At 73.2% G+C, this 23,449-nt stretch carries 22 protein-coding genes; 10 read left to right on the top strand and 12 right to left on the bottom strand.

Going from position 1 to position 23,449, the window contains the following annotated elements; genetic code table 11:
- Positions 1-134 precede the first annotated feature (134 nt).
- Positions 135-1,106, bottom strand: coding sequence for a zinc-dependent alcohol dehydrogenase (locus tag FHX44_RS23025; protein ID WP_147257689.1), 972 nt, complete (start codon positions 1,104-1,106; stop codon positions 135-137).
- An 87-nt stretch (positions 1,107-1,193) separates the two neighbouring features.
- Here FHX44_RS23025 and FHX44_RS23020 point away from each other — a divergent pair, with 87 nt between their 5' ends.
- Entirely contained in the window at positions 1,194-1,898 is a 705-nt protein-coding gene (locus FHX44_RS23020) for a CDP-alcohol phosphatidyltransferase family protein (protein WP_246170539.1), read from the top strand.
- 6 nt (positions 1,899-1,904) lie between these two features.
- On the opposite strand, the gene FHX44_RS23015 is transcribed toward FHX44_RS23020, so the two are convergent.
- Entirely contained in the window at positions 1,905-2,186 is a 282-nt protein-coding gene (locus FHX44_RS23015) for a winged helix-turn-helix transcriptional regulator (RefSeq protein WP_147261401.1), read from the bottom strand.
- 128 nt (positions 2,187-2,314) lie between these two features.
- Between FHX44_RS23015 and FHX44_RS23010 the strand changes: the two genes are divergently transcribed.
- Together FHX44_RS23010 and FHX44_RS23005 are read left to right on the top strand one after the other, a co-directional pair.
- A complete protein-coding gene (locus FHX44_RS23010) occupies positions 2,315-3,178 on the top strand; it encodes an NAD(P)-dependent oxidoreductase (RefSeq protein WP_281287904.1) in 864 nt (287 codons plus the stop codon).
- 84 nt (positions 3,179-3,262) lie between these two features.
- Positions 3,263-4,705 (top strand): MDR family MFS transporter, encoded by a 1,443-nt coding sequence (locus FHX44_RS23005; protein WP_147257687.1) that lies wholly within the window; start codon positions 3,263-3,265, stop codon positions 4,703-4,705.
- Here FHX44_RS23005 and FHX44_RS23000 read toward each other — a convergent pair.
- From FHX44_RS23000 to FHX44_RS22980, 5 genes are all read right to left on the bottom strand, one after another.
- Positions 4,702-5,283: a dihydrofolate reductase family protein gene (locus FHX44_RS23000; RefSeq protein ID WP_246170538.1), complete on the bottom strand. Its 582-nt coding sequence runs from the start codon at positions 5,281-5,283 to the stop codon at positions 4,702-4,704. The two genes, FHX44_RS23005 and FHX44_RS23000, sit on opposite strands and share 4 nt — an antisense overlap.
- Positions 5,284-5,368: 85 nt before the next feature.
- Positions 5,369-6,229: a spermidine synthase gene (locus FHX44_RS22995; protein WP_147257685.1), complete on the bottom strand. Its 861-nt coding sequence runs from the start codon at positions 6,227-6,229 to the stop codon at positions 5,369-5,371.
- A 24-nt stretch (positions 6,230-6,253) separates the two neighbouring features.
- The gene (locus FHX44_RS22990) at positions 6,254-7,282 is read right to left on the bottom strand and encodes a methyltransferase domain-containing protein (RefSeq protein ID WP_147257684.1); all 1,029 of its coding nucleotides are present in this window, start codon (positions 7,280-7,282) and stop codon (positions 6,254-6,256) included.
- A gap of 487 nt (positions 7,283-7,769) precedes the next feature.
- Positions 7,770-8,249: an anthrone oxygenase family protein gene (locus tag FHX44_RS22985; protein WP_147257683.1), complete on the bottom strand. Its 480-nt coding sequence runs from the start codon at positions 8,247-8,249 to the stop codon at positions 7,770-7,772.
- Positions 8,246-9,130 (bottom strand): NAD(P)H-binding protein, encoded by an 885-nt coding sequence (locus FHX44_RS22980; protein ID WP_147257682.1) that lies wholly within the window; start codon positions 9,128-9,130, stop codon positions 8,246-8,248. The genes FHX44_RS22985 and FHX44_RS22980 overlap by 4 nt, the downstream gene beginning before the upstream one ends.
- Positions 9,131-9,262: 132 nt before the next feature.
- Between FHX44_RS22980 and FHX44_RS22975 the strand changes: the two genes are divergently transcribed.
- Together FHX44_RS22975 and FHX44_RS22970 are read left to right on the top strand one after the other, a co-directional pair.
- On the top strand, positions 9,263-10,201 hold the full coding sequence (locus FHX44_RS22975) for an AraC family transcriptional regulator (protein WP_246170537.1): 939 nt from the start codon (positions 9,263-9,265) through the stop codon (positions 10,199-10,201).
- A gap of 79 nt (positions 10,202-10,280) precedes the next feature.
- A complete protein-coding gene (locus FHX44_RS22970; RefSeq protein ID WP_147257680.1) occupies positions 10,281-11,021 on the top strand; it encodes a carbonic anhydrase family protein in 741 nt (246 codons plus the stop codon).
- 570 nt (positions 11,022-11,591) lie between these two features.
- Here the strand turns inward: FHX44_RS22970 and FHX44_RS22965 are convergent.
- The gene (locus FHX44_RS22965; RefSeq protein ID WP_147257679.1) at positions 11,592-11,873 is read right to left on the bottom strand and encodes a hypothetical protein; all 282 of its coding nucleotides are present in this window, start codon (positions 11,871-11,873) and stop codon (positions 11,592-11,594) included.
- A gap of 189 nt (positions 11,874-12,062) precedes the next feature.
- Between FHX44_RS22965 and FHX44_RS22960 the strand changes: the two genes are divergently transcribed.
- The 3 genes from FHX44_RS22960 (at position 12,063) to FHX44_RS22950 (ending at position 14,338) form a co-directional block, all read left to right on the top strand.
- A complete protein-coding gene (locus FHX44_RS22960; RefSeq protein ID WP_147257678.1) occupies positions 12,063-12,263 on the top strand; it encodes a MerR family DNA-binding transcriptional regulator in 201 nt (66 codons plus the stop codon).
- 557 nt (positions 12,264-12,820) lie between these two features.
- Positions 12,821-13,432, top strand: coding sequence for a VldE C-terminal domain-containing protein (locus FHX44_RS22955; protein WP_147257677.1), 612 nt, complete (start codon positions 12,821-12,823; stop codon positions 13,430-13,432).
- Between the two features lie 249 nt (positions 13,433-13,681).
- Complete coding sequence (locus FHX44_RS22950; RefSeq protein WP_147257676.1) at positions 13,682-14,338, top strand: VldE C-terminal domain-containing protein; 657 nt, start codon at positions 13,682-13,684, stop codon at positions 14,336-14,338.
- A 70-nt stretch (positions 14,339-14,408) separates the two neighbouring features.
- Here FHX44_RS22950 and FHX44_RS22945 read toward each other — a convergent pair whose 3' ends face one another.
- Positions 14,409-16,505: a PhoX family protein gene (locus tag FHX44_RS22945; RefSeq protein WP_147257675.1), complete on the bottom strand. Its 2,097-nt coding sequence runs from the start codon at positions 16,503-16,505 to the stop codon at positions 14,409-14,411.
- Between the two features lie 209 nt (positions 16,506-16,714).
- Between FHX44_RS22945 and FHX44_RS22940 the strand changes: the two genes are divergently transcribed.
- Positions 16,715-17,416, top strand: coding sequence for an ATP-dependent Clp protease proteolytic subunit (locus FHX44_RS22940; protein WP_147257674.1), 702 nt, complete (start codon positions 16,715-16,717; stop codon positions 17,414-17,416).
- Positions 17,417-17,425: 9 nt separating this feature from the next.
- Here the strand turns inward: FHX44_RS22940 and FHX44_RS22935 are convergent, their stop codons facing one another.
- Entirely contained in the window at positions 17,426-19,618 is a 2,193-nt protein-coding gene (locus FHX44_RS22935) for a GAF domain-containing protein (RefSeq protein ID WP_147257673.1), read from the bottom strand.
- A 1-nt stretch (position 19,619) separates the two neighbouring features.
- Positions 19,620-20,780 carry an FIST signal transduction protein gene (locus tag FHX44_RS22930; protein WP_147257672.1) on the bottom strand — a complete coding sequence of 387 codons (1,161 nt, stop codon included), beginning with the start codon at positions 20,778-20,780 and terminating at the stop codon, positions 19,620-19,622.
- A 194-nt stretch (positions 20,781-20,974) separates the two neighbouring features.
- On the opposite strand from FHX44_RS22930, the gene FHX44_RS22925 reads away from it, so the two are divergent.
- Positions 20,975-22,000: a 6-phosphofructokinase gene (locus FHX44_RS22925; RefSeq protein WP_147261399.1), complete on the top strand. Its 1,026-nt coding sequence runs from the start codon at positions 20,975-20,977 to the stop codon at positions 21,998-22,000.
- Here the strand turns inward: FHX44_RS22925 and FHX44_RS22920 are convergent.
- The gene (locus tag FHX44_RS22920; RefSeq protein WP_147257671.1) at positions 21,997-23,409 is read right to left on the bottom strand and encodes an amidase; all 1,413 of its coding nucleotides are present in this window, start codon (positions 23,407-23,409) and stop codon (positions 21,997-21,999) included. The genes FHX44_RS22925 and FHX44_RS22920 overlap by 4 nt on opposite strands.
- Between the last annotated feature and the right edge of the window lie 40 nt (positions 23,410-23,449).

The following is a 23,449-nucleotide window of genomic DNA, read 5'->3' as shown; positions in this document are numbered from 1 at the left end:
CGCCGCGGCTTGATCCCGTTCCTACCCCACACGTCCCGCTACCCCGGGAAGTTCACCGCCCCCGGTGAAACGCGGCCGAAGGCTAGCGACCGCCGGCGGGCGTGGTGTCAGGCAACCGGTGTGTCCCCCGCCCGTCAGGGGTAGCGCAGGCGCAGGCACAGCGCGGGGAACGTGCCGTCGGCCAGACGCGGCAACAGGGCGGGCAGCTCGTCGAACGGGTGCTCGGCCGTGACCAGCGCGTCGAAGCGCGGGTCGGCGAGCAGTCGCATCGCCACCGCCATGCGCCCGGCGTAGCCGCGGCGGGCCCTGCGGGGCGACACCGTGCCGACCTGGCTGCTGCGGATCGTGAGCCGCTTCGAGTGGAACGCCTCGCCGAGCGGCACGCCGACCCGCTGGTCCCCGTACCAGGACACCTCCACGAGCTCCCCCTCTGCGGCAAGGAGCTCCAGCGACCGGGCGAGGCCCGCCTCGGTGGCGCTGGCGTGCACGACGACGTCGCAGTCACCCGCGGCGGCCTCCGGCGTCGCGAACCCGACGCCGAGCTCGGCGGCGACCGCGGCGCGGGCCGGATCGGCGTCCACCAGCTCGACCCGGGCGCCGGGGAGCCCGGCGAGCAGGGCGGCGACGCTGCACCCCACCATCCCCCCGCCGATCACCGCGATCCGGTCGCCGACCAGCGGCGCGGCGTCCCACAGCGCGTTCACCGCGGTCTCGACGGTGCCGGCCAGCACGGCGCGGGCGGGCGGAACACCCTCGGGAACCGGCGTCACGGCGGATGCCGGGACGACGAAGCGCGTCTGGTGCGGGTAGAGGCAGAAGACGGACTTCCCGACGAGATCGGGTGGCCCGTGTTCGACCAGGCCGACCGCGAGGTACCCGTACTTCACCGGAGCGGGGAACTCGCCCTCCTGGAACGGAGCGCGCATGGCGATGTGCTGGCTCTGCGGCACGCCGCCGCGGAAGACGAGGGTCTCGGTGCCGCGGCTCACCCCGGAGTACAACGTGCGGACGACGACGTCGGCGGGGCCGGGTTCGGGCAGCTCGACGGCCCGGATCTCGCCCTCGCCGGGGGCACGTAGCCAGAACGCTCGGGCTGTGTGACCCATCTCATCCCTTCCCGAGGTGAACCGACCGGCGCGTGCGGACGTGATGCGGAGGTGGAACGCGGAGTGGTCACCAGCACCTGCACAGTAGTGAAGGGGGGCCCGGAGCAGGCGGCAGCTGCCAGCGCGCAGCTGCTCATCCTGGCCGGGCTCGCCGCCGCGTTCGGGCTCGGACCGCTCGGTGTGCTGGTCGGAGTGGTGTACGCGGCGGGCCTGCTGGGGCTGCTGTCCGCCGCGATGCACCGTGCCGGGCGGTCCGTGCTCGGGCCCGCCGACATCGTCACGCTCGCGAGGGCGCTGCTCGTCGGCGGAGTCACCGCGATCGTGGCCGAGAGCCTCCTCACCGGTTGGACGGCGCGGGCTGCGCTGGTGGCGCTCGCCTCGGTGGCCCTCGCGCTCGACGCCGTCGACGGGAAGGTGGCTCGGCGCACCGGGACGGTTTCCCCGGTCGGCGCCCGGTTCGACATGGAGGTCGACGCGTTCCTCGTCCTCGTGCTGAGCGTGCACGTCGCCGGGATCGTCGGTCCGTGGGCGCTCGCGATCGGCGGGATGCGGTACGCGTTCGTCGGCGCGGGCCGGCTGCTGCCGTGGCTGCGCGGGCCGGTGCCGCCGAGCTACGTCGCGAAGACGGTGGCGGCCGTGCAGGGCGTGGTGCTCGTGGTCGCGGCCTCCCAGCTGCTCCCCGACCCCGTCACCGTCGGGCTCGTGGCCGTCGCGCTCGCGCTTCTGGTCTGGTCGTTCGGGCGCAGCGTCCGGCTGCTGTGGCAGGCCGAGCGGGCGCCGTCCGTGATCTGACCCGCGTCAGGGGAGCGCCTCGATCCGCTCCATGTGCTCCTCACCCCACTCACCGAGTGGCGCCATCGCCGTGTTGAGCGAGTGCCCGAAGTCGGTGAGCGAGTACTCCACCTTCGGCGGCACCTGGTGGTACACCTCGCGGTGCACGAGGCCGCTCGCCTCCATCTCGCGCAGCTGCAGGATCAGCATCCGTTCGCTGATGCCGGGCACGGCACGGCGCAGCTCCCCGAAGCGCACCGGCCCGTCCTGCAATGCGAACAGGATCAGGCCCTTCCACTTGCCACCCATGACGGCGATGGCGGCGTCGAGACCGCATGTGTACTTCCCCACCGGCCACCTCACACGAACAAGAATGTCAGTACCCAACAGAATTGTAGGTACTTGATCAAATGTAAGTGGCGGCCCAGCATGGATTCGTGACCGAGAACGTGACCGTCATCGGGCTGGGCTCGATGGGCAAGGCGCTCGCCGGGGCGTTCCTGCAGGCAGGACACCGCACCACGGTGTGGAACCGCACGCCGGAGAAGGCAGGCCCACTCGTGGCGCGGGGCGCCGTCCTCGCGCCGACCGTGCACGTGGCCGTCGCCGCGAGCCCACTCGTGATCACCTGCCTCACCGGCTTCGACGAGACGCGCGGTGCGCTCGAGCCCGCCGCAGGCGCACTGGCCGGAAGCACGCTCGTGACGCTCAACAGCGGGGCGCCCGCACAGGCGCGCGAGACCGCGGAATGGGCAACCGGCCACGGCGCCCGGTTCCTGGGCGGCGCGATCAAGAACGTGCCGTCCGCCGTGGGGGCGCCTGACACGCTCCTGTACTACGGCGGCGACCGTGCCGCCTTCGCCGAGCACGAGTCCACGCTGCGCGTGCTGGGCGGCGACACCCTCCACCTCGGCGACGATGCCGACCTGGCCGCCCTGTACGAGATGGCCGTCGGCGCCACGCTGCTGCCGGCACTCGTCGGGTTCTTCCAGGGCGCGGCCGCCGTGCGGACCCGCGGGCTCGCGGCGAGCACGCTCGTGCCGTTCACCGTCAAGTGGCTGGAGATGATCGGCTCGCTCCTGCCCACGTTCGCTCGCGAGATCGACACCGGCGACTACACCGACGCCCAGTCGTCCGTCGGCCTCTTCCTCGCCGGCGAGGAATGGGATCTGGAGTTCGGCCGGGAGACGGGCGTCGACGTGTCGTGGGCCGCCCCGCTGTACGAGCTGGTGCGCCGCGCCGCCGACGCCGGGCACGCCGACCACAGCATCTCGGCGCTCACCGAGGTCCTCCGGCGGTAGGCCGCGTCCCCGGAGGGCGAACTGCGTGGCCCCCGTCGAGACGTGATCGGTACCGTCGAGGGCCCGAACGACAGGAGCTCCTCGATGACCGGCCCCGGCACCGGCCACCCCGACGCCGAGTCGACCGAACCGCAGACCACCCCGGCGGCGGGAGCTTCGCTGGTGATCTGGCTGCTGGTCGGCTCCGCGTTCGTCATGATCCTCAATGAGACGATCATGAGCGTCGCGCTGCCGGCGCTCATCGCGGACCTCGACATCACCGTCAGCACCGCACAGTGGCTGACCAGCGGCTTCCTGCTGACGATGGCCGTGGTCATCCCGATCACCGGGTTCCTGCTGCAGCGGTTCCCTCCCCGGCGGGTCTACCTCACCTCGATGCTGCTGTTCAGCACGGGCACCGTCGTCAGCGCGCTCGCCCCGGGCTTCCCGGTGCTGCTCGCCGGTCGGATCGTGCAGGCCGCCGGCACCGCGGTGATGGTCCCGCTGCTCATGACCACCGTGCTGCGCCTCGTCCCCGCCGAGCGCAGGGGCGCCACGATGGGCACGATCACGATCGTCATCGCGGTCGCGCCCGCGGTGGGGCCGACGCTCTCCGGCGTCATCCTCAGCACGCTCGGCTGGCGGTTCATGTTCTGGGTCGTGCTGCCGATCGCCCTGGTCGCGCTCGCGGCGGGCGCCCGATGGCTCCACGTGGCGGCCGAGGTGCGCCCGGTTCCCCTCGACCTCAGCTCGGTCGCGCTCTCGGCCATCGGGTTCGGCGGCCTCGTGTTCGGGCTGACCGGCGTGGGCGAGTCCGCCCGCGGGCACGTGCTGGTCACACCGTGGATCCCGACCGTGGTCGGGCTGGTGGCGCTCGCGGTGTTCGTGGCCCGTCAGCTGCGGCTGCAGGGCGACGGCAACGCGCTGCTGGACCTGCGGCCCTTCGGGCACCGGCCGTTCGTCCTCGCGATGGTGCTCGTGGTGCTCAGCATGATGGCGCTCTTCGGCGTGCTGATCCTGCTGCCGCTCTACCTGCAGGACGTGCTGCACGTCAGCGCGTTCGTCACCGGGCTCGCCGTGCTGCCCGGCGGGCTCGCGATGGGCCTGCTGGGTCCGGTGGTCGGCCGCCTGTACGACCGGCTCGGCCCGCGCAGGCTCGTCATCCCGGGGGCGGTGGTGCTCACCTGCGCCCTCTGGGCCTTCACCACGCTCCGGGACGGCTCGCCGCTGTGGACGATCATCGCGTTCCACGTCGTGCTGGTGCTCGGGATCTCGCTGATGCTCACCCCGCTCATGACCGACGCGCTGGGCCGGCTGCCCGGGCACCTCGACTCGCACGGCAGCGCGATCATGGCGACCCTGCAGCAGGTGGCGGGCGCGGCCGGCACGGCGCTGTTCATCACGGTGATGGCGGTGGCGTCCGCGGGGGAGACGATGGGAACGGACGTGTCCGGCGCACGGGCCGCGTTCATGGTCGCCGCGATCATCTCGACGGTCGCCCTCCCGCTCACCTTCCTCGTCGGGGGCCGCAAGGAGGCTGCGGTCTAGGCCCGCCGGTAGTGCAGGCCGACGGCGCCGTGCGCGAGCGTGGCGGCGCCGGCGAGCGTCCAGCGTGACGCCGGCAGCCCCTCGGGGAACAACCGCAGGCCACCGCCCACGATCACCGGCACCACCGCGAAGCGCACGTCGTCGACGAGGTCGGCGCGCAGCAACGCCTGGATGACGCTCGCGCTGTTGATCACGAGGATGTCCCGGCCGGGTTCGTCCTTGAGGCGCTTCACCTCGGCCTCGAGGTCCCGGGCGATCCGGGAGTTCTCCCACGGCGCGTCCTGCAGCGTGCGGGAGACCACGACCTTCTCGACCGAGTCCAGCCACCGGCCCAGGTCGCGGGTGCGCGGGTCGGTGGCCGGGTCGCTGGTGATCCCCGGCCACACGCTGTGGAAGCCCTCGTAGTTCGTGCGGCCGAGCAGCGCGATGCTGGCCCCGCGCCACACGCCCTCGAAGTACTCGCCCGTCTGGTCCTGCATCGCGTGCTCGTACAGCCAGGTGTCCTGTGCCGGGCCTCCGGGCCCGCTGGTGAACCCGTCCATGCTGATGCTGACCCAGGTGACCACTCGCCTGCTCATCTGCACCCTCCGTTCGCCGGTAGGAGGGACGGTAGGGATCGACGCGGCACCCGGAATCCGCATCGGTATCAGCACTTCCTCGTGCTCACCCCGGCGCGAACGTCCCGTCCGGCGGCAGGGGTGAGGCGGCCGCGGTGGCGTCGTGCACGGGACGGGCCCCGGCGCGGAACCGGTCGAGCTCGGGTCCGTGCAGCAGGCGGGCCGGGGATCGGTCGCCCGCGGCCCGCGCCGTCAGGAGGTCGACCGGCAGCGGGATCCGGCCCCCGACGAGGATCAGGTTCCCGAACCGCCGACCGCGCAGCACCGCCGGGTCGGCCACCAGGCAGGTGTGCGGGAACACCGACTGCAGGGTGGCCACCTGGCCACGTGCGAATGCCAGCGCGCCGCCGTCGGTGAGGTTCGCCGCGTACGTCGCGGCCGGGGCCATCACCTCCACGACGGCCTGCAGGAACTCGGCCGAGGCGAGGTGCGCAGGCGTGCGGGCCCCGGCGAACACGTCGAGGACGACGAGGTCGAACGCGCCGTCGCGGAGCCGGCCGACCACGTCCCGGGCGTCGCCCGTGCGCGTCCGGACGCGCCAGGAGCGGTCGAGGGGCAGCTCCCGGCGCACGAGCTCCACCAGCGCCCCGTCCAGTTCGACGACCTGCTGGGCGGACCGCGGCCGGGTGGCCGCGACGTAGCGGGCCAGGGTGAACGCCCCGCCGCCGAGGTGCAGCACGCGCAGCGGGCTGCGGGGCCGGGCGGCGAGGTCGACGAGGTGGCCGAGCCTGCGGACGTAGTCGAACTCCAGGTGCGTCGGATCGTCCAGGTCGACGTGCGACTGCGGCGTCCCGTCGAGCAGCAGCGTCCAGCCGCGCCGACGGTCGGGGTCCGGCCGCAGCTCCGCGGTGCCGGAGGCGACCTGAGCACGGATCCCGTCCCGCCCGCTCCCCCGCCGCCCCGCCACCGGCCCAGTATCGACCGTCCCGCGCTACCCGGGCCGCAGCACCGTGACCACCGGGTGGGCGCCGAAGAGGCTCACCGGGATCGTGCGCTCGGCCACCAGCCCGGCGGGCGGGCGCGGGTCCGGCAGCAGCGTCACGATCCGGCCGCCCGGTGCCAGCACCCGGGTCACCTCGCGCCAGAGCCGGGCCGGGTCGACGGCGAGGCGGCCGCGCGGTCCGACCTGCCTGGCCCATGGCGGGTTCACCACGACCCGGTCGACGGTGCCGTCCCGTAGCGGCAGCGCGCCTGCGTCGGCCACCGACCAGGCCACGGCGGCACCACGGCCGTTCGCGACGGACGCGGCCACCGCGGCCGGGTCGGCATCCGAACCGAACGCCCGAGCGCCGATGCCGGCCGCCTCGATGGGGAGGGTGCCCGCGCCGCAGCACGGGTCGAGCAGCACGTCCCCCGCGCCGACCTCCGCTACCCGCAGCATCGCCGCGGCCAGCGGCGGGTGCAGCGTGCCCGGCACCGACGCGGCCTTGTACGGCCTGCGGTGAAGGGGCCGGGCCGGGATGCGCAGCGCCACCGTCGCGCGGTCGTCGACCACGGTGACCCGCCAGCTCAGGCCCTGCGCCGGCGGCCGGGCGCCCGATCGCCGCGAGCGGTAGGGCAGCCCGAGCCTGCGGGCGAGCACCTCGCCCGCGGCGTCCTCCAGGTCGTAGCGGTTGAAGGCGCGTCTGCCCAGCACGGACGCCGACACGTCGAGCGTCCCCCCACCGGGCAGGCCACCGCAGCGGTCCCGAACCCGCAGGACGCGGTCCAGGTCAGCGGTGGCCACCGCACTCGTCAGACGGTGCAGATCGGCCCGCGCCCGGCCGATCCCGCCCGTTTCGCCCGCGATCACGAACACGTCGTCGGCCGTCGCGATGCCCAGCACCGCCGGGCCGGGGCGAGCGGTGAAGCGCACCTCGCGGTGTCCCACCGCCTGCACCGTGCCGAACCCGCGGACCTCGTCGGCCAGCACTTCCTCGATACCCCGCACGCACCGCGCCACCAGGCGCGCCGCCGTCATCGGACGGCGGCACGACCGGGACGCGCAGCAGCGGAGCCGACGCGCAGAGCTGCGCGCAGCATGGATCCACCATCCCCACGTCACGACCCGGGACGGCGCGACACCGTCCCGCATCACCGGCGGCGGGGAAGCCCGGAGGCCGCCGGCGGGTCAGTGACGTCGGAAGTTCATGAACACGGGGATGAAGCTAGATCACTCGAGGTCCGCCGCGCACGCCGGTTTCGGGCTGACGGGTGTCGAGCCGCCCGACTCGCCGTGCCGAGATGTCGGACTCGCCGGGACCGAATGTCCGACTCGCCGGGTCCGAATGTCGGACTCGCCGGGGTGAGACGTCGGACTCGCCGGGTGCGAACGTCGGACTCACCGGGGCGAGATGTCGGACTCGCGGGGGGCGAGATGTCGGACTCGCGGGGCTGGGGCTCGGACTCGCGGGCGAGTCCGACGTTCGGGCACGCCGTGTGCGGCGTACGGCACGCGGGCAGGGGCGCTACGACCAGAGGCCGACCGTCAGCGCGGCTGTCGCCGCGGTGCAGGCGAGCGCGCGGACGTGGTTCCACGCCGTCCAGCGCCGGAGGAAGTCGGCCCAGATCGCGGCGCCCTGGTCGGTGAGGGGGTTGGCGGCGTCGAGTCGGTTGTTCATCGGGACATTCACCACCATGGTCAGCCCGATGTTGCCGACGAGGTACAGCAGCCCGCCGATCACGATCCACACCGTGCCCGGGCGGCCGCTGAACGGCGCTCCGATCACGAGCAGCAGGCAGAGCAGCCCCGTGCCCATGAACACGAGGAGGAACAGCGGGTTCAGGATCACGCGGTTCACCTGCTGCATCGCCTCCATGCCCGCGGCGGGGCGCACCCGGCGCAGCGCCGGCATCACCGCCGTGGAGAAGGCGAGGTACAGCCCGGCCATGAGGCCCGAGCCGATGACGCCGAACAGCGCGACGACGGGCAGGACGGTGGCGATCACGATGCCTCCTCGAGGAGCTCGGACACGACGTCCTCGAAGCGGGTGGGCGTCGTGGTCTGGGTGGTGCGTCCCTCGTGCGCGATGATCGTGCCAGCCGACATCGCGTTCCCCATCTCGACGTGCAGCGCGGCGGCATCCGGCGTGAACCCCGCCTGCGCGAGCGCCGCGGCCATCTCGCCGCCGGGCAGTTGCACGTACGGCAGGTCGGGGCGCCCCATCGCGGCGCCGAGGATCCGCGTGGCCTCGCTGTAGGTGAGGTCGCGCGGGCCGAGCAGCTCGCGGACGTCACCGTGGGTCCAGTCCCGCGAACGCAGCGCCGCGGCGGCGGCCTCGGCGACGTCGCGGGCGGCGACCATCGGCAGCGGGACGTCCGGGTCGACCACATCGGCGTTGACGCCCGTCGCCTCGACCATCCCGGCCGCCGCGACGATGCTCTCGAAGAACAGCGTGGGCCGCAGGAACAGCACGTCCACGCCCTCGAGCGCCCGCAGCCGCTGCTCCTGGCTGTGCAGGCTCGCGGCGATGAAGCCGGTGCCTGCGGGCAGCTCGGCGCCGAGGCTGCTCTGCGCCACCACCTTGCGCACGCCGGAGTTCCGGATCGCGGTGACGATCGCCTCGCCGAGCCTCGCCTGCTCCGCGCGGAAGTCCGGCGCGGTCTGGCTGTACGGCAGCATCGTGTGCACGGCGTCGGCGCCCCGGAAGGCCGCGGTCAGGAATGCGGCGTCGGCGGCGTCTCCCGCCCGCGGCTCGGCCCCGGCCGCGGCCAGCTCGGCGAGCGCCTGCGGGTTGCGACCCACGGCGCGAACGGGCTCGCCCGCCTCCAGCAACCGATGCACGATCTTGCGTCCGACGTTGCCGGTCGCGCCCATCACTGTGATCATCTCGTTCTCCCTTCCTCGCCATCCAGGCTGCCGGGGAGATCCGGGACGATCCATGGCCGCGAATCCGGGCTTCTTGCTCGTTCGTCCAGGCTTCGTGGACGCACGGTCACTCCTCGGCGCACACTCGCCGTCGTGACGACGGACCCGATGCACGCCGAGGACCCGCTCGGTGAGGCGCTGCACTTCCTGCGGGTGACGGGCAGCTTCTACTGCCGCTCGGAGCTCACAGCGCCCTGGGGCCTGTCGATGCCGAGCTGGCCGGACTGCATGTGGTTCCACATCGTCACGGCCGGCAGGTTCCAGCTGGAGGTGGGGACCGCCGAGGCACGGGTACTGCAGGCAGGCGACCTCGCCCTGGTCCCGCACGGCCAGGGGCATGTGTTGCGGAGCGAGCCGGGCGCGATCGCGCCGGACGTCATGAACCTCGAGCACGAGTTCCGCAACCGGTACGCGATCCTGCGGCACGGCGGCGGTGGCGCGATCACCACGCTGGTGTGCGGCGCCGTGCGGCTCGACCACCCTGCCGCGCACCACATCGTCTCGCTGCTGCCCGACGTGATCCACGTCGCGCCCGGCGGCGGACCGCAGGACGAGTGGATGCAGAGCACGCTCCGGCTGATCGCCGCTGAGGCCGCCTCACTGCGACCGGGCGGCGAGGCCGTCATCACGCGCCTGTCGGACATCCTCGTCATCCAGACCCTGCGCGGCTGGATCGAGCACGACCCGGCCGCCCAGCGCGGCTGGCTCGGCGCCCTGCGCGACCGCCACATCGGCAGGGCGATCTCGCTGATCCACCGCGAGCCGGCCCGGGACTGGACGGTCGCCTCGCTCGCGAGCGAGCTCGCGATGTCCCGCTCGGCGTTCTCGGCGCGGTTCACCGAGCTCGTCGAGGAGCCCGCGATGCGCTACGTCACGCGCTGGCGCATGCAGGTCGCCCGCACCTGGCTCGCCGAGGACGGCGCCACCGTGAGCGAGGTGGCCGGACGGCTCGGTTACCAGTCCGAAGCCGCGTTCAGCCGGGCGTTCAAGCGGACGGTCGGGGTGCCACCCGGGACCGTCACGCGCCGCTGATCAACCCGGCGAAAGCCGGCCCGTTCACCCGTACTAGTGTCGCCCGTCCGAGTGATGCATACAGTATGGAAACGGGCAAATGGATCTTTCTCGACGAACCGTCCTCCTCGGCGTACCGGCCCTCGCCGCCACCGCACTGATCACCCCGTCGGCGGCCGCCGCACCGCCGCGCCAGAGTCCGATCCACATCCGCTCGCGCGAGGCCGTCACGGCGCCCGACCTCCCCGCGCTCGAGATCGACTACCCGCGCCACGTCGATCTGCGGGTTCACTACGTACGCAAGGACGAGAGCGACCCGGCGGGATGTTCGGTGCGCGGCCGGGAGGAGGTGGTCGAGGCGGAGGTTCCGGAGGGCGCGGCCGGCGTCCGGATCGGCGGCACGCGCTACGAGCTGCTGCAGTTCCACTTCCACACCCCCGCTGAGCACCGCCTCGACGGCCGCCGCTTCCCGGTGGAGCAGCACTTCGTGCACCGCGGCCCGGACGGGGAGACGCTCGTGGTGGGGCTGTTCCTGACACCGGGCGGGCACGGCGGCACCGTGCAGGACGCCGTGCTCGGCGGCCTCCCCGAGGAGTGCGGACCCGAGCGCGAGGTGGCGGGCGACCTGGCCGCCGCGCTGCCCCGGGAGCTCTCGACGTTCCGCTACCAGGGCTCGTTGACGACGTCCCCGTACAGCGAGCCCGTGTCGTGGCTCGTGCTGGCACGCCAGCAGAAGGTGGCGGCCGCGAGCCTCAACGGGTACCGGAAGCTGTTCCCCGAGGGCGACGCGCGCGAGACGCAGCCCCTCAACGGGCGGGTCGTGCAGTTCCGGCCCCAGTAGCCCACCCGCTCGGCCCGACGCGCCTCAGCTCGAGCCACGCGCCCGATCGACGGGTCGCGCGCGCCGCGAGGGGTGCGCAGGCCATTACAGGGTGCGTGCGCGGTGACGCCGGGCCGCAGCCCGACTGCGGCCCAGCACACCCCGTTTCGGCCCACGCTCCCTGTGCGCTGGGCCTTCGGTGGCGCCCCGCATTCTGCGGGGCCGCCCCTCAGAGCTCAAGGACGCCTACGGCGTCGCTCCGCGATCGCTGCACGACCCTTGACCTCCGAGCCTCTGCGACCCCTGAGGGCAAGCCATGGGCAGCCCAGGGGCCTGCCCTTCGGGCGCGCGGCGCCACCGAAGGCGGTCCCACGGCCAAGATCGAGGCTCCGGCGCGATAACACCGAGCAAGAGACGGGTAGTGCCTCATGATCGGCGATCTGGTGCACCCACAGCTGTCCGACCCACAGCAAGTGCACCGGATCGGCGATCTTTCCCCAGGGAGGGCCGACCACGGCCGCGCGAGCGGAGCCCTGGTCGGCGATCAAGGGGAGATGGTCGCTAATTATCTTCAACAGGAAGCCTTGATCGCTAGCCTGCGCGGCCCGGGAGGCGCGGGACCAAACGGCGTGTGAGGGCCTCCGCCATCGGCCGGGAGCCGTCGTGACCGTGCCGCGCGATCCGGCTCGCGGCCTCGGCGACGAGCCACAGGGCGCACGGCGACGGGACGTGCGGCGTGCCCGTACCGGGGAAGCCACACCCGCGGCAGCGCCCCTTCCGGTCGGGTACGTGCTCGGCCAGCAGCCGCGCCACGACGTCCGGCATGCGCGCCAGCTGCCCCGCGATCCCCGACGGTCCGATAACGTCCAGCACTGGTCCGCACCTGCTTTCTCCAGGTCGGATCGAGGCCCTCGGCCGGTGTGCCCGCACCAGCCGAGGGCCGCCACGCTTTCAAGGCGACATCCAACCTAGCGAAAGTGAGCAAAGTGAGCAAGGCGGGAGTAGTCAGCAAACCGGGCGAGATCGGTGGGTTCGCGCGGGGTGGGCACATACCGTCGTCGAATGCCCGACCGTGCCGAGCGGCTGCTCTCGACCGGCGAGGCCGCCCGCGCGCTGGGCATCTCCCGTCGCACGCTGGCCCACTACGCCAGGACCGGCCAGCTCGAGCCGACGCTGGTACTGCCGTCCGGCTACTACAAGTGGGACCTCGAGGACATCCGCCGCCAGCTCCGCGAGCTGCGTGAGCGCGGTTCAGACACGTAACCGGCACCCATCCGGGTCATCCAGACCTCGAGATCCGCGCTCATCCGCCCGCTGATGTCGGTGAGCGGCACCGGTTGGCGACTTGCGAGAGCCGGAGCGGCGGCGCCCACCGATGACCGGCTCCGGCTCCCCCGAACGGGGCAAAAGGCGCACCGCTCGTCGCTAGCTGCCGCGCTCTCGTCCGATCCGACAGGCCTCTGACGTGCGACGATCTCGCAGGTTGCTTACGTTGCCTCTCGGATCCATGACGGCACGGTCACGAAAAGGACACGGGACTCCCCACCCGCCGGCACCCCCGAAGCCGGACGTCCTTACCGGGCCGTCGATCTGAAAGGCAGGTCGTGGCTCGGCATCGCTCCCCCCGGGGCCGAGGCGCGCACCAGCACCCGCTCACCGTGGTGGCCCCCCACCGCCGTCGACGAGCGAGTGCGAGCGCGCTGCGGTCCGTACCGACCCCGCTTCGGCGGGGTGCCGCCGCCGTCGCCGTAACCGGCAGTGCGTTCTCGCTGGTCGGCGGCGCAGCACCCGAACCGGAGACGCGTCCCGACGCGGCAGTCGTGCCGGTCGCACAAGCGAGCCCGGACGACGACCCGGTCACCGGGGTCTTCGAGACGGCCGTCCAGCTGGTCGACCCGGAACCGGAGATCGCCGACGCGGCCGGGCTCGTGAAGGCCGCGCAGCTCGCGGAGCAGGAGGTCGCGCGCGCAGCCGAGCAGGCCGCCGCCGAGGCCAAGGCTGCGGCCGAGGCGAAGGCCGCTGCGGAGCGCGCCGCCGCCGAAGCCGCGCGCGGACCGGTGAGCTGCGACTTGCCCACGTCGAGCCTCGGTGCCGTCAAGTCGAACGTGCGCACGGCCGCCGTGCAGCTCGGCTGCACCTTCGGCCAGCCTGCGATGCACGGGGTGGCCGGACGCGCCGGCACGTCCGACCACCCGGGCGGCCTTGCCGTCGACTTCATGGTCAACCGGGCCACCGGCGACCGGCTCGCCGCCTGCGCGCTGGAGAACATGGACGCCCTCGGCATCAAGTACGTGATCTGGCGCCAGCGGATCAACCACGGCAACGGCTGGAAGCCAATGGAGGACCGCGGCGGCGCCACCGCGAACCACTTCGACCACGTGCACATCTCCTTCAACCGAGGCGCGGGCGGCGGCACGATGCGCGGCTGCTGACACACGGAGGGTGATGGCTGGTTTCGGTCCGTGACCGATCCGCTATCGTGTGCGCCGGACCGACGCGCGTCCCGGCTCCCCTGCAGGCAGATCCCCCGATAGCCCGCACGGGTCGCGCGGTCCGGAAGGCAGGTCGTGTCTCGGCACCGCTCCCCCGGCGGCCGGAACGCGCACCCGCGCCCCCTCGCGAGCGCGGCCGGTGCGCAGGCCCCTCGTCCGGCGCGCCACCGCGCGCCGCGGGAGTCCGCCGTGCGCAACGGGATGGCGGCAGCAGCCGCGGCGGGCGGAGCCCTCGTCGTGACCGTGCCTGTGGTGAGCACCCCGGCCGCATCGGCCGTCGCCGAGGACACCTACCTGTCGGCCGCGGCCGCGGAGACCGACGACGTGCGGATGATCGCGAGCATCGTCCCCGTGACCGCCACCCACGAGCCCGTGCCACCCGAGCTCGACGTATCGGACCTCGTGAAGGCCGCCGGCCTGTACGAGGAGGCGCGCGAGCTCGCGGAGCGGCAGGCGGCGGCGAACTGCGACGCCGACCTCAGCGACCTCGGCCGCGTCAAGCCGTGGGTGCGCAGCGCGGCGCGCTTCCTCGCCTGCCTCTACGACGAGCCCGACCTGATCGGCGTTGCCCAGCGGGCCCGCGCCTCCGACCACCCGCGCGGGCTGGCGCTCGACCTCATGGTCCGCGGCGAGAAGGGCGACCGGATCGCCAAGTGCGCCCTGGCCAACAAGGACGAGCTCGGCGTCGACTACGTGATCTGGAAGCAGCGGGTCAACTACGGCGACGGCTGGGAGCGCATGGCCGACCGCGGCGGGATCACCGAGAACCACTACGACCACGTGCACATCTCGTTCAAGCGGGGCGCAGGCGCGGGTGGCGCCCCCCTGGTCGACCGCTGCTCGTAGCCCCCGCGAACGTCAGCAAAGCCACTTTTCACGACGCCAGAGGTCATGAAAGTGGCTTTGCTGACATCGCCTACGCGCCGATGCGGCCCGGCTGGCCCGCTCGGCCCGTCCGCCAGATGTTCACCACCGACGGGCGGGGCTGGGCGCCGGGGCCGTCGGGCCAGGTGCTCGCGGGGGCGTCGGGGCTCGCGTCGTCGAGGTCGCCCGGGTGCTGCGGCGAGATCAGCACGAAGTTCTCCGTGACGACCGGGCCGCAGCACTCGGCACCCACCGGCACGCTCGCGAAGAGCGTGGTCCGCCCGCGCGTCTCCCCCTCCAGCGACACGGCGTAGAGGCCGTCGTTGATCTGCAGGGCCTGGCCGGAGTCGGTGGAGATCCAGAGGTTGCCGTAGGGGTCGAAGGCGAGGTTGTCCGGCGAGGTGATCGGGCTGACCTGGGTCTTGTCGAACCCGCCGAAGTAGGTGTTCGGGTCGTTCGGGTCGCCGCAGACGAGCAGGATCGACCAGCCGAACGCCGTGGCGGTGGGGTCGTCCCCCTCCTCGATCAGCTCGATGACGTGCCCGTGCTTGTTGTCGACGCGCGGGTTCGCCTCGTCCGGTCCCTCGGTGCGGGTGGCGTCGGCCTTGCCGCGGTCGGAGTTGTTGGTGAGCGCGATGTAGACGTTGCCGGTCCGCGGGTTGGCCTCGATGTCCTCGGGCCGGTCCATCTTGGTGGCGCCCGCCTTGTCGGCCGCCTCGCGGGTGAAGACGTAGACCTCGGCGGCGGTCATGCCGTCGACGAAGGACCGGTCGCCCGCCGCGAGCGGGATCCACTCGCCGCGCCCGTCGAACGTGCCGTCGGCGGGGAGCTTGCCACTGCCGTCGATCTCGCCTGCCGGGCTCGAGCCGGTGAACCGGGCGACGTAGAGCGTGCCGTGGGTGAGCAGCGTGCGGTTGTGCTCGCGCGCGGCCCGGGTCTCGCCCTCGGCCATCGGCTCGTCGGAGACGTACTTGTAGACGTAGTCGAACCGCTCGTCGTCGCCCATGTACGCGACCACCCGCCGGTCGGAGGCGAGCCGGATGGTGGCGCCCTCGTGCTTGAACCGGCCGAGCGCGGTGTGCTTGACGGGCGGGGCCGCCGGGTCGAGCGGGTCGACCTCGACGACCCAGCCGAAGCGGTTGACCTCGTTCGGCTCCTGGGCCACGTCGAAGCGGGACTCGAACCGCTCCCACAGCCGCTCGGTGGCCGCCTCCTCGACGCCGTACCGCGCGAGACGGTCCGCCGCCACCGGCTCGGTCACCGACGAGGCGTTGGCGAAGTACCCGTTGAAGTTCTCCTCGCCGGACAGGAAGGTGCCCCACGGGGTGACGCCGCCCGAGCAGTTGTTGAACGTGCCGAGCACGCGGGTGCCGGTGGGGTCGGCGGAGGTCCTCAACCAGTCCGAGCCTGCGGCCGGGCCGTCGAGCACGAACTCCGACGTGCCGGTGTAGCGGCGGTTGTACTGCGGGTCGAGCACGGGCGTGATCCGCCCGCTGCCGCGGTCGCGCTCCACGACGATCACGGTCAGGCCGTGGGCCGCGAGCCCGATGCGGCACTGCTCCTCGGTCGGGTCGGCCGGGTCGTAGCCGCGGAACATCAGCGGTTCGATCGTGTACTCGTGGTTCGAGAACATCAGGTACCGCTCGCCCGGGCCACGCAGCGGCAGCAGCCCGCAGAAGTCGTTGTTGTAGCCGAACTGGGCGGCCTGCGCCTCCGCCGTCTGGTTGTCGAAGTCGAACGCGGGCGCGCCGGGCACGACCGGGTCGCCCCACCGGATCACGACGTTGCTCTCGTAGCCGGGCGGCAGCGTGACCGCGTCGGTGGTGTTGGGGGCCACCGGCTCGAAATCGAGGCCGCGCGGGCCGCCCGGCGCGGCCTCGGCCTCCGTGCTCTCGGCTCCGGGGGAGCACGCCGCGAGGGCCGTGGTGGTGCCGGCGGCAAGGGTCAGGACGGCGCCGGCCCGCAGCACGCCGCGGCGGCTGACCGCGCGCGCCAGCACGTCGCCGAAGTACTCGTTGTCCGAGGTGTTGGGCTCGTCGTGGGCGCACGCGTTGGCGCAGCGGTACCGGCAGGTGAGGCCCTGCCGGCCACCGTGGACCTTGGTGAGCAGCGGGAGCGGGATGCGGCCGGACGGGCGCGGCTGGGCCACGTCATCCTCCAGGGGAGTTCGGGGAACGGGCCGACCCTAGGCACTCCCGGCGAGTGCCCGATGGCCCCCAGGTGGAACAGACGTGAACGGGCCGACCGGGCGACGAGGCGTTGCTCACCCTCGGCGAACACCGCGGCCGACAGCGAACACACCGTCCCACCGGTGGGGCTCCGGCCTAGCGTCGGGGCACGCCGACGAGAGGAAACCCCATGCCGATCCAGGACGCCGTGCACCACCCGCGGCCACCCGTCCCGCCGCCGTACCCGCCCTACCCGCCCTACCCACCGGAGCCACCCCGCCAACCGACGCCGCCCCCGGCGCAGCCACGGCCGCCGGTGGGCGGACCGTTCGTGCACACCGAGGTCGCGTTCCCGCCGGGCGCCGACCCGCTGCTGGACGAGCTGCTCGAGCAGCGGATCGTCTTCATCGGCCGCGAGATCGACGACGAGGTCGCCAACCTGGTCGTGGAGCAGCTGCTCCTGCTCGCAGCGCGGGACCCGGAGCGCGACATCGCCATGTACATCAACTCGGCGGGCGGCTCGGTCACCGCGGGCATGGCCGTCTACGACACGATGCGGCTGATCCGCCCCGACGTCGCCACGTGGGCCGTCGGGATCACCGCTTCGACGGGCCAGTTCCTGCTCTCGGCGGGCGCGGTCGGCAAGCGCTACGCCCTGCCGCACGCCCGCGTCCTCATGCGCAGGCCCTCCGCCGGCAGCGGCGGCCGGACCACCGACGTGGCGATCCGGGCCGGCGTGTACGCGGAGATGAAGCACGAGATCGCCGAGCTCACCGCCCGCCACACCGGCCAGGCCGTCGAGACGATCATCGCCGACTCCGACCGGGACCGCTGGTTCACCGCGGCGGAGGCACAGGCGTACGGGCTGGTGGATCACGTCGTCGCGCACTGAGGTGGCGGGTCACTGCTGCGCGAGCGGGAACGTGGCGAACAGCGACGTGCCCTTCCCCGGGGGGCTGATGATCGTGAACTCCCCGCCTGCCGCCTCCACGCGGTCGACGAGGCCGATCAGCCCCGAACCGCGTCCGATGTCCGCCCCGCCCACGCCGTCGTCGCGCACGGCGATCCGCGCCATCCCGTTCGTCGAGGCGACGTCGATGTCCACCTCCGACGCCTGCGCGTGTTTCGCGGCGTTCGTGAGCGCCTCCGACACGACGTAGTAGGCGGGTACCTCGATCCGTTCCGGCAGCCGCCCGGACACGCGCATGTTGAGCGTGGTGGGCACCGCGGATCGCCGGGCGAGCGACCGCAGCGCGTACGCGAGACCACCCTCGGACAGGATCGCCGGGTGCAGGCCGCGGGAGATCTCGCGGAGCTCGTCGAGCACCGCGGTCAGGCCGTCGACGATCCGCCCGATCGCTGCCGTCAGCTCGGGCGGATCGGCAGGCGCCATCGACTCCACCTCCCGCAGCCCGAGCGCCAGCGACACGAGCCCCTGCTGGACCCCGTCGTGCAGGTTCCGTTCGAGTCGCCGCCTGGCGTCGTCCGACGCGGCCACCACGCGTGCCCGCGAGGCGGTGAGCTGCGCGCGGGCGTCCGCGTTGGAGATCGCGATCGCCAGCAGGTCCGCGAACTTGGCGATGCGGTCCTCGGCCTCCGCGGGCAGCCCGGTCAGGCTGATCCCACCGGCGTCGGACGGCAGCCCGGTCCGGGGCGCGGACATCGCGGTCGCGGCTCCCCAGAGACGGTCCCCGATGACGATCGGAGCCCCCACGGCCGAGACGTCGACGTCCGGTAGCGCCTCCACGATCGGCCCGGACGCGCCGCGGTAGCTGTCCATGCGGGCGGGACGGCCCGTGCGGAACACCGTCGCGGCCACGCTGTCGCCCTCCAGCGGCCATGTCGAGCCCACCTGCATCGGGACGTCGACGCGGCTGCTGCTCGCGACGACCGTCAGCGTGTCGTCGCGCTCGAAGCGCACCACGAACCCGCCGTCGACGTGCGGGATCCGGGCTATCTCCTCAGCCACGCTCGCGAAGATGACGCCGGGTCGCCCCCCCTTGGCCACGAGCGTCGCCACCCGGCGCAGCGCCGCCTGCTCGTCGGCGAGCCGCACGACCTCGGCCCGCGCGTGCGCGTTCGAGATCGACGTGGCGACGAGCCGCGCGAACTCGGCGATGCGCGACTCCGCGTCCGCGGGCGGCTCGGCGGCGGGCCAGCCGGCGATCATCACGCCCCAGAGCCGTCCCTCGACCTCGATGGGACTCGCGGTCGCCGAGCGGAGCCCGCACCGGCGGATGTGGTCGGCGATCGGTCCGCCCACCGGGAGCGATCCGCGGTTCATGCGGGTGGCACGGCGCTCGCGGAGGACGAGGCCCGCGAGCGCGTCACCGTCCACCGCGAGCCTGCTGCCGAGCACGATCTCCCGGCCACGCACGTCCGGGTCGGTCCAGCCGGCCACCACCGTCGCCGTCGCCGTCGCCGTCGTCTCCCCGGCGGCGTCGAACCGGAGCATCTGCGTCAGGCCCGCTCGCAGCAGCCGCCCGACCTCCTCCGTGACGCTGGCGAGCACCTGTTCCGGCTCCGGCTGGCGGGCGACGAGGGTGGCCACCCGGCGCAGCGCGGCCTGCTCGTCGGCGAGCCGCTCGAGCAGCGCCTGGTGGCCGCTCAGGGTCGCGAGCAGGTGGGCGTTCTCGGCGCTCTGCCGCTGGCTCTCCTTGCGCAGGGAGCGCTCGTCGTCGAGATAGCGGAGCATCCGCAGGGTCATCGACGTCACGCGCGCCATGGCGTGCAGGAGCCCGAGCTCGTCGGCGCTCAGTTGATCCGGACCCGACCGCGCGACCACCAGGCGCGCGCCCGCCGGATGCTCGAGCGGCACGACGGTGGCCGGGCAGCTCCCCGCGCCGGGAACCGCGAGCTCGGCGCGCTGTCCCCCGGCAACCGCGGCGAGCTCGGCGACGGGGGTGGCGCCCTCCGGATAGCCGATGGCCGCGACGACAGCGGCGCCCGACACGATCGCCGCGACCTCGGCGCCGAGCGACTCCGCCACCCGCTCGACCGCGCCCTCCACGGCCGCGGCCTCCGTGGCGAACGACGACACCGCCGCCAGGAACTCCGCGAGTTTCTGGGCGGACCATCCCGCGGGGATCGACATCTCAGGCGACCGAGAGGACGACGAGGGTCTGGTTGTGGAAGCCGATCACCCCCTGCTCGCGGGCGATCTCCCCGTACGTGTAGAAGCCGGCAACCGGTGCGCCGCCGGAGCACTTCGTGATCTCGTCGATCTCCACCTGGGCCCCCTCCTGGCCGAGCACAGGACGCCTGCCGACGCACTCGAACGCCAGCAGGCCGAGCGGCGGGTGGCCACCGAGCGCCGCGAGCGCATCGCTGCACGCGGCGCCGCCTGCCCACCGGACCGACTCGGCGTCACCCTCCATGAGCCAGACGAGCGCTGCCTGCGGCACCTCGGCGATGCACACGAGTGACCGGTCGGCGAAGTCGCCGCCTGCGATGAGCCGGATCTCCTCCTCACCGTCGCGGTGGTCGAGCCCGAGGGGGTGCACCAGTGCGAGCCTGGCGAACTCCTCCTCGTCGGTACCTGCCTCGGCGGGCGCGCCGAGACGCTCCAGGTACACGTCCAGCGCAGGCCGCCCGTTGAGCGTGTGGACCCGGTTGCCGCCGCTGCTCGTGACGAGCATCGGATCGCCGACCCTCCGCCACCCGTGGCGCACCCCGATCCCCAGCGGCGCGTCGGAGCCGATCGCGGCCGCGACCACCGAGTCGGTCAGCACCTGGTCGCCGTGCATCTGGAACGTCCGCGCCACCCCCTCGGCGCCCGAGCACCCCCCGACGAGCGGCACGCCCGCCCCGAGCACCCGGTAGACGCCGCGCAGGATCTCCCGCTGGTCGCCTGCCAGGCCGTCGGTGAGGAGCAGCAGGACGCGGTGCGGTCGTTCCTCCAGACCCGTCAGGCAGCGGGCCGTCGTCGCCCCCGCGGCCCGGAGGTCGCGCGACGCCGAGCCGGCCGCCGCCGTGCGGATCGAGAAGCCGTCACCGCCCAGCGCCGCGACCACGACGCTCCCCTCGCCCGAGCCGTTCGGCGCGATCTCGCCGGACGTCGAGCACCCGATCAGGGGCACGCCGCCGGACCGCGCGTCGACCTGCCGGAGGACGGCGACCGGGTCGAGAGCCTCGGAGCAGAAGACGACCAGCAGCTTCGCGTCCGCGTGCACGAGTGCGCGGTCTGCCGCTCGTGCTCCCGCCTCCGGCTCGGAACCCTTCGCCTGTCCGACACCGAGCCACCGCTGCGCGCCCATAGCCACCCCGGTTCGAGGAATCCCCACACGCTACTCGCGAGCACAATGCGCCACACGAGCGAACTGTGCGTGTCCGCCGGGCTCGTCACGCCGAGCCTGAGGAGGCGGAGCGGGTGGCGCCGTCGCGGTGAGCCGGGCCTGCCGATAGCGTGACGCACTCGCCACCTTCTGCATCGATGGAGAGGTCACGAGCCATGCGCGTCGGCGTGCTCACCGGGGGCGGGGACTGCCCCGGACTGAACGCGGTCATCCGGGCGATCGTCCGCAAGGGCGTGCCGGAGTACGGGTACTCGTTCCTCGGATTCCGCGACGGCTGGCGCGGCCCGCTCGAGGCGCTCACCCGGCCGCTCGACATCCCCAGCGTGCGCGGCATCCTCCCCCGGGGCGGCACGATCCTCGGGTCGTCGCGCACCAACCCGTTCGCCGTGGAGGGCGGCGTCGAGAAGATCCGCCGCAACCTGCAGAACCTCGGCGTCGACGCCCTCATCGCGATCGGCGGTGAGGACACCCTCGGCGTCGCCACCAAGCTGCACGAGATGGGCGTCAACGTCGTCGGCGTGCCCAAGACGATCGACAACGACCTCTCCGGCACCGACTACACCTTCGGCTTCGACACCGCCGTCAACATCGCGACCGACGCCATCGACCGCCTGCACACCACGGCGGAGTCGCACCACCGCGCGCTGATCGTCGAGGTGATGGGGCGGCACGCCGGCTGGATCGCCCTGCACTCGGGCATGGCGGGCGGTGCCAACGCGATCCTCATCCCCGAGGTGCGGTTCGACCTCGACCAGGTCTGCCAGTGGGTGGAGTCGCGGTTCCAGCTCGACTACGCGCCGATCATCGTCGTGTCCGAGGGCGCGAAGCCCAAGGACGGCGAGGAGGTGCTGCAGAGCGGCGACAAGGACGCGTTCGGCCACGTCCGGCTCGGCGGCATCGGCGACTGGCTAGCCCACCGGATCGAGGAGCGCACCGGCAAGGAGGCCCGCACCACGGTGCTCGGGCACGTCCAGCGCGGCGGCACCCCCACCGCCCGCGACCGCTGGCTCGCCACCCGCTTCGGCCTGCACGCGATCGACGCCGTCCACGAGGGCAAGTGGGGGCAGATGACCGCGCTGCGCGGCACCGACATCGTCACCGTGCCGCTGGCGGAGGCCACGAAGGAGCTCAAGGTCGTCGACCCCGCCCTGTACGCCGAGGCCGAGGTCTTCTTCGGTTAGGACCAGCCACCCGGTGCGGCGATGCGGGGCATGCGGACCGGGGTCGCGACCGGGAGGCGGGCCGCGACCTCGCGGGCCGCGGTGAGGCAGACTTCCTCACGATGGCGTGGGCCGATGAGCTGCACGCCGAGCGGCTGCCCGTCGACCACGCCGGTGGGGACGGCCACGGCAGGCACGCCGACACAGGTGGTGGCCGTGCAGAGCCGCATCCCGAGCATGGCCCGCAGCCCGTGGTCGGCGTCGAACGGGTCGACGTCGAACGGACGCTCGGTGTAGACGGGCCCGAGAACCAGCGGATAGCGCTCGGAGAACGCGTCCCAGGCCCGCATCGCCCCGAACCGGGTGGCCGTCGCGGCGAGGTAGCCCTCCAGGTCGGCCGGTGGCCGCTGCGCCATCGAGAGCTCCATGTGCTGCGCCGACTCCTCAGTGAGCAGGCGCCGGATCGACGGCCAGCGGAGCCCGAACTCCGCGGTGATCAGCGTGCCGTAGGCCGTCAGCGCCTCGGCGATCTGCGGCGGATCGGCCTCGACCACCTCGTAGCCCGCATCGGAGAGCGCCACGGCCGCCCTCGCGAGCTCGGCACGGATCTGCGGGTCGACACCGAGCCCTGCCGGGTCGGTGCACAGCGCAACGCGGCGGGGCAGCGGGGCTCCCGCCGCCCTCGGCACCGAGCGCGGATCGGCCGGGTCGGCCCCGGAGAGCGCGTCGAAGGCGAGCTCCAGGTCCTCGACCGTGCGCGCGATCGGCCCGTCGACCGGGAACAGCTGCGACGCCAGCGTCGGGTCCGCCCCTCCGACGCGGTGGTCCTGGGCGATGCCGCCGTAGCTCGGCTTGAGGGCCGCCACCCCGCAGAACATCGCGGGCAGCCGCACCGACCCGCCGGAGTCGTTGCCCAGACCCAGCGGGACCATCCCCGCCGCGACCGCCGCACCGTCCCCGCCGCTGGTGCCCCCCGGCGTCCGGATGTCCCCCCACGGGTTGCGGGTCTCCCCGAACAGCTGGCTCGCCGTCGTGTTCCCGGCGAGCGCCAGGTCCGGCATGTTGCTGTGCCCGATCGGGATCGCCCCCGCGGCGCGCAGCCGACGCACCGGAGGCGCGTCCGCGGGCGCCACCACGTCGCGGAAGTGCGGCACCCCGTGCGTCGTGGGGTAGCCGGCGACGTCGATGTTCTCCTTCACGGTGAACGGCACCCCGGCCAGTGGGCCGACGTGCTCCCCGGCCCGCACCCGGGCGTCGATCCGGTCGGCGTCGGCGAGCGCCTCCTCGAACCGAACGGTGACGGCGTTCACCGCCGGGTTCACATCGTCGATGCGCGCGAGGCACGCCTCGACCACCTCGCGCGCCGTCGCCTCGCCCGCGCCGACCGCCCGGCCGATCGCGGCCGCGGTCCATCCCCAGATCTCGTCCACACGAGGAAGATACAGAGCTGTATCTGGATACGCCTCTGTA

Source organism: Pseudonocardia hierapolitana (assembly GCF_007994075.1).
GTDB lineage: Bacteria > Actinomycetota > Actinomycetes > Mycobacteriales > Pseudonocardiaceae > Pseudonocardia > Pseudonocardia hierapolitana.
Note: the sequence above shows the minus strand (reverse complement) of the source record. Positions and strands in the feature narration are given on the sequence as shown.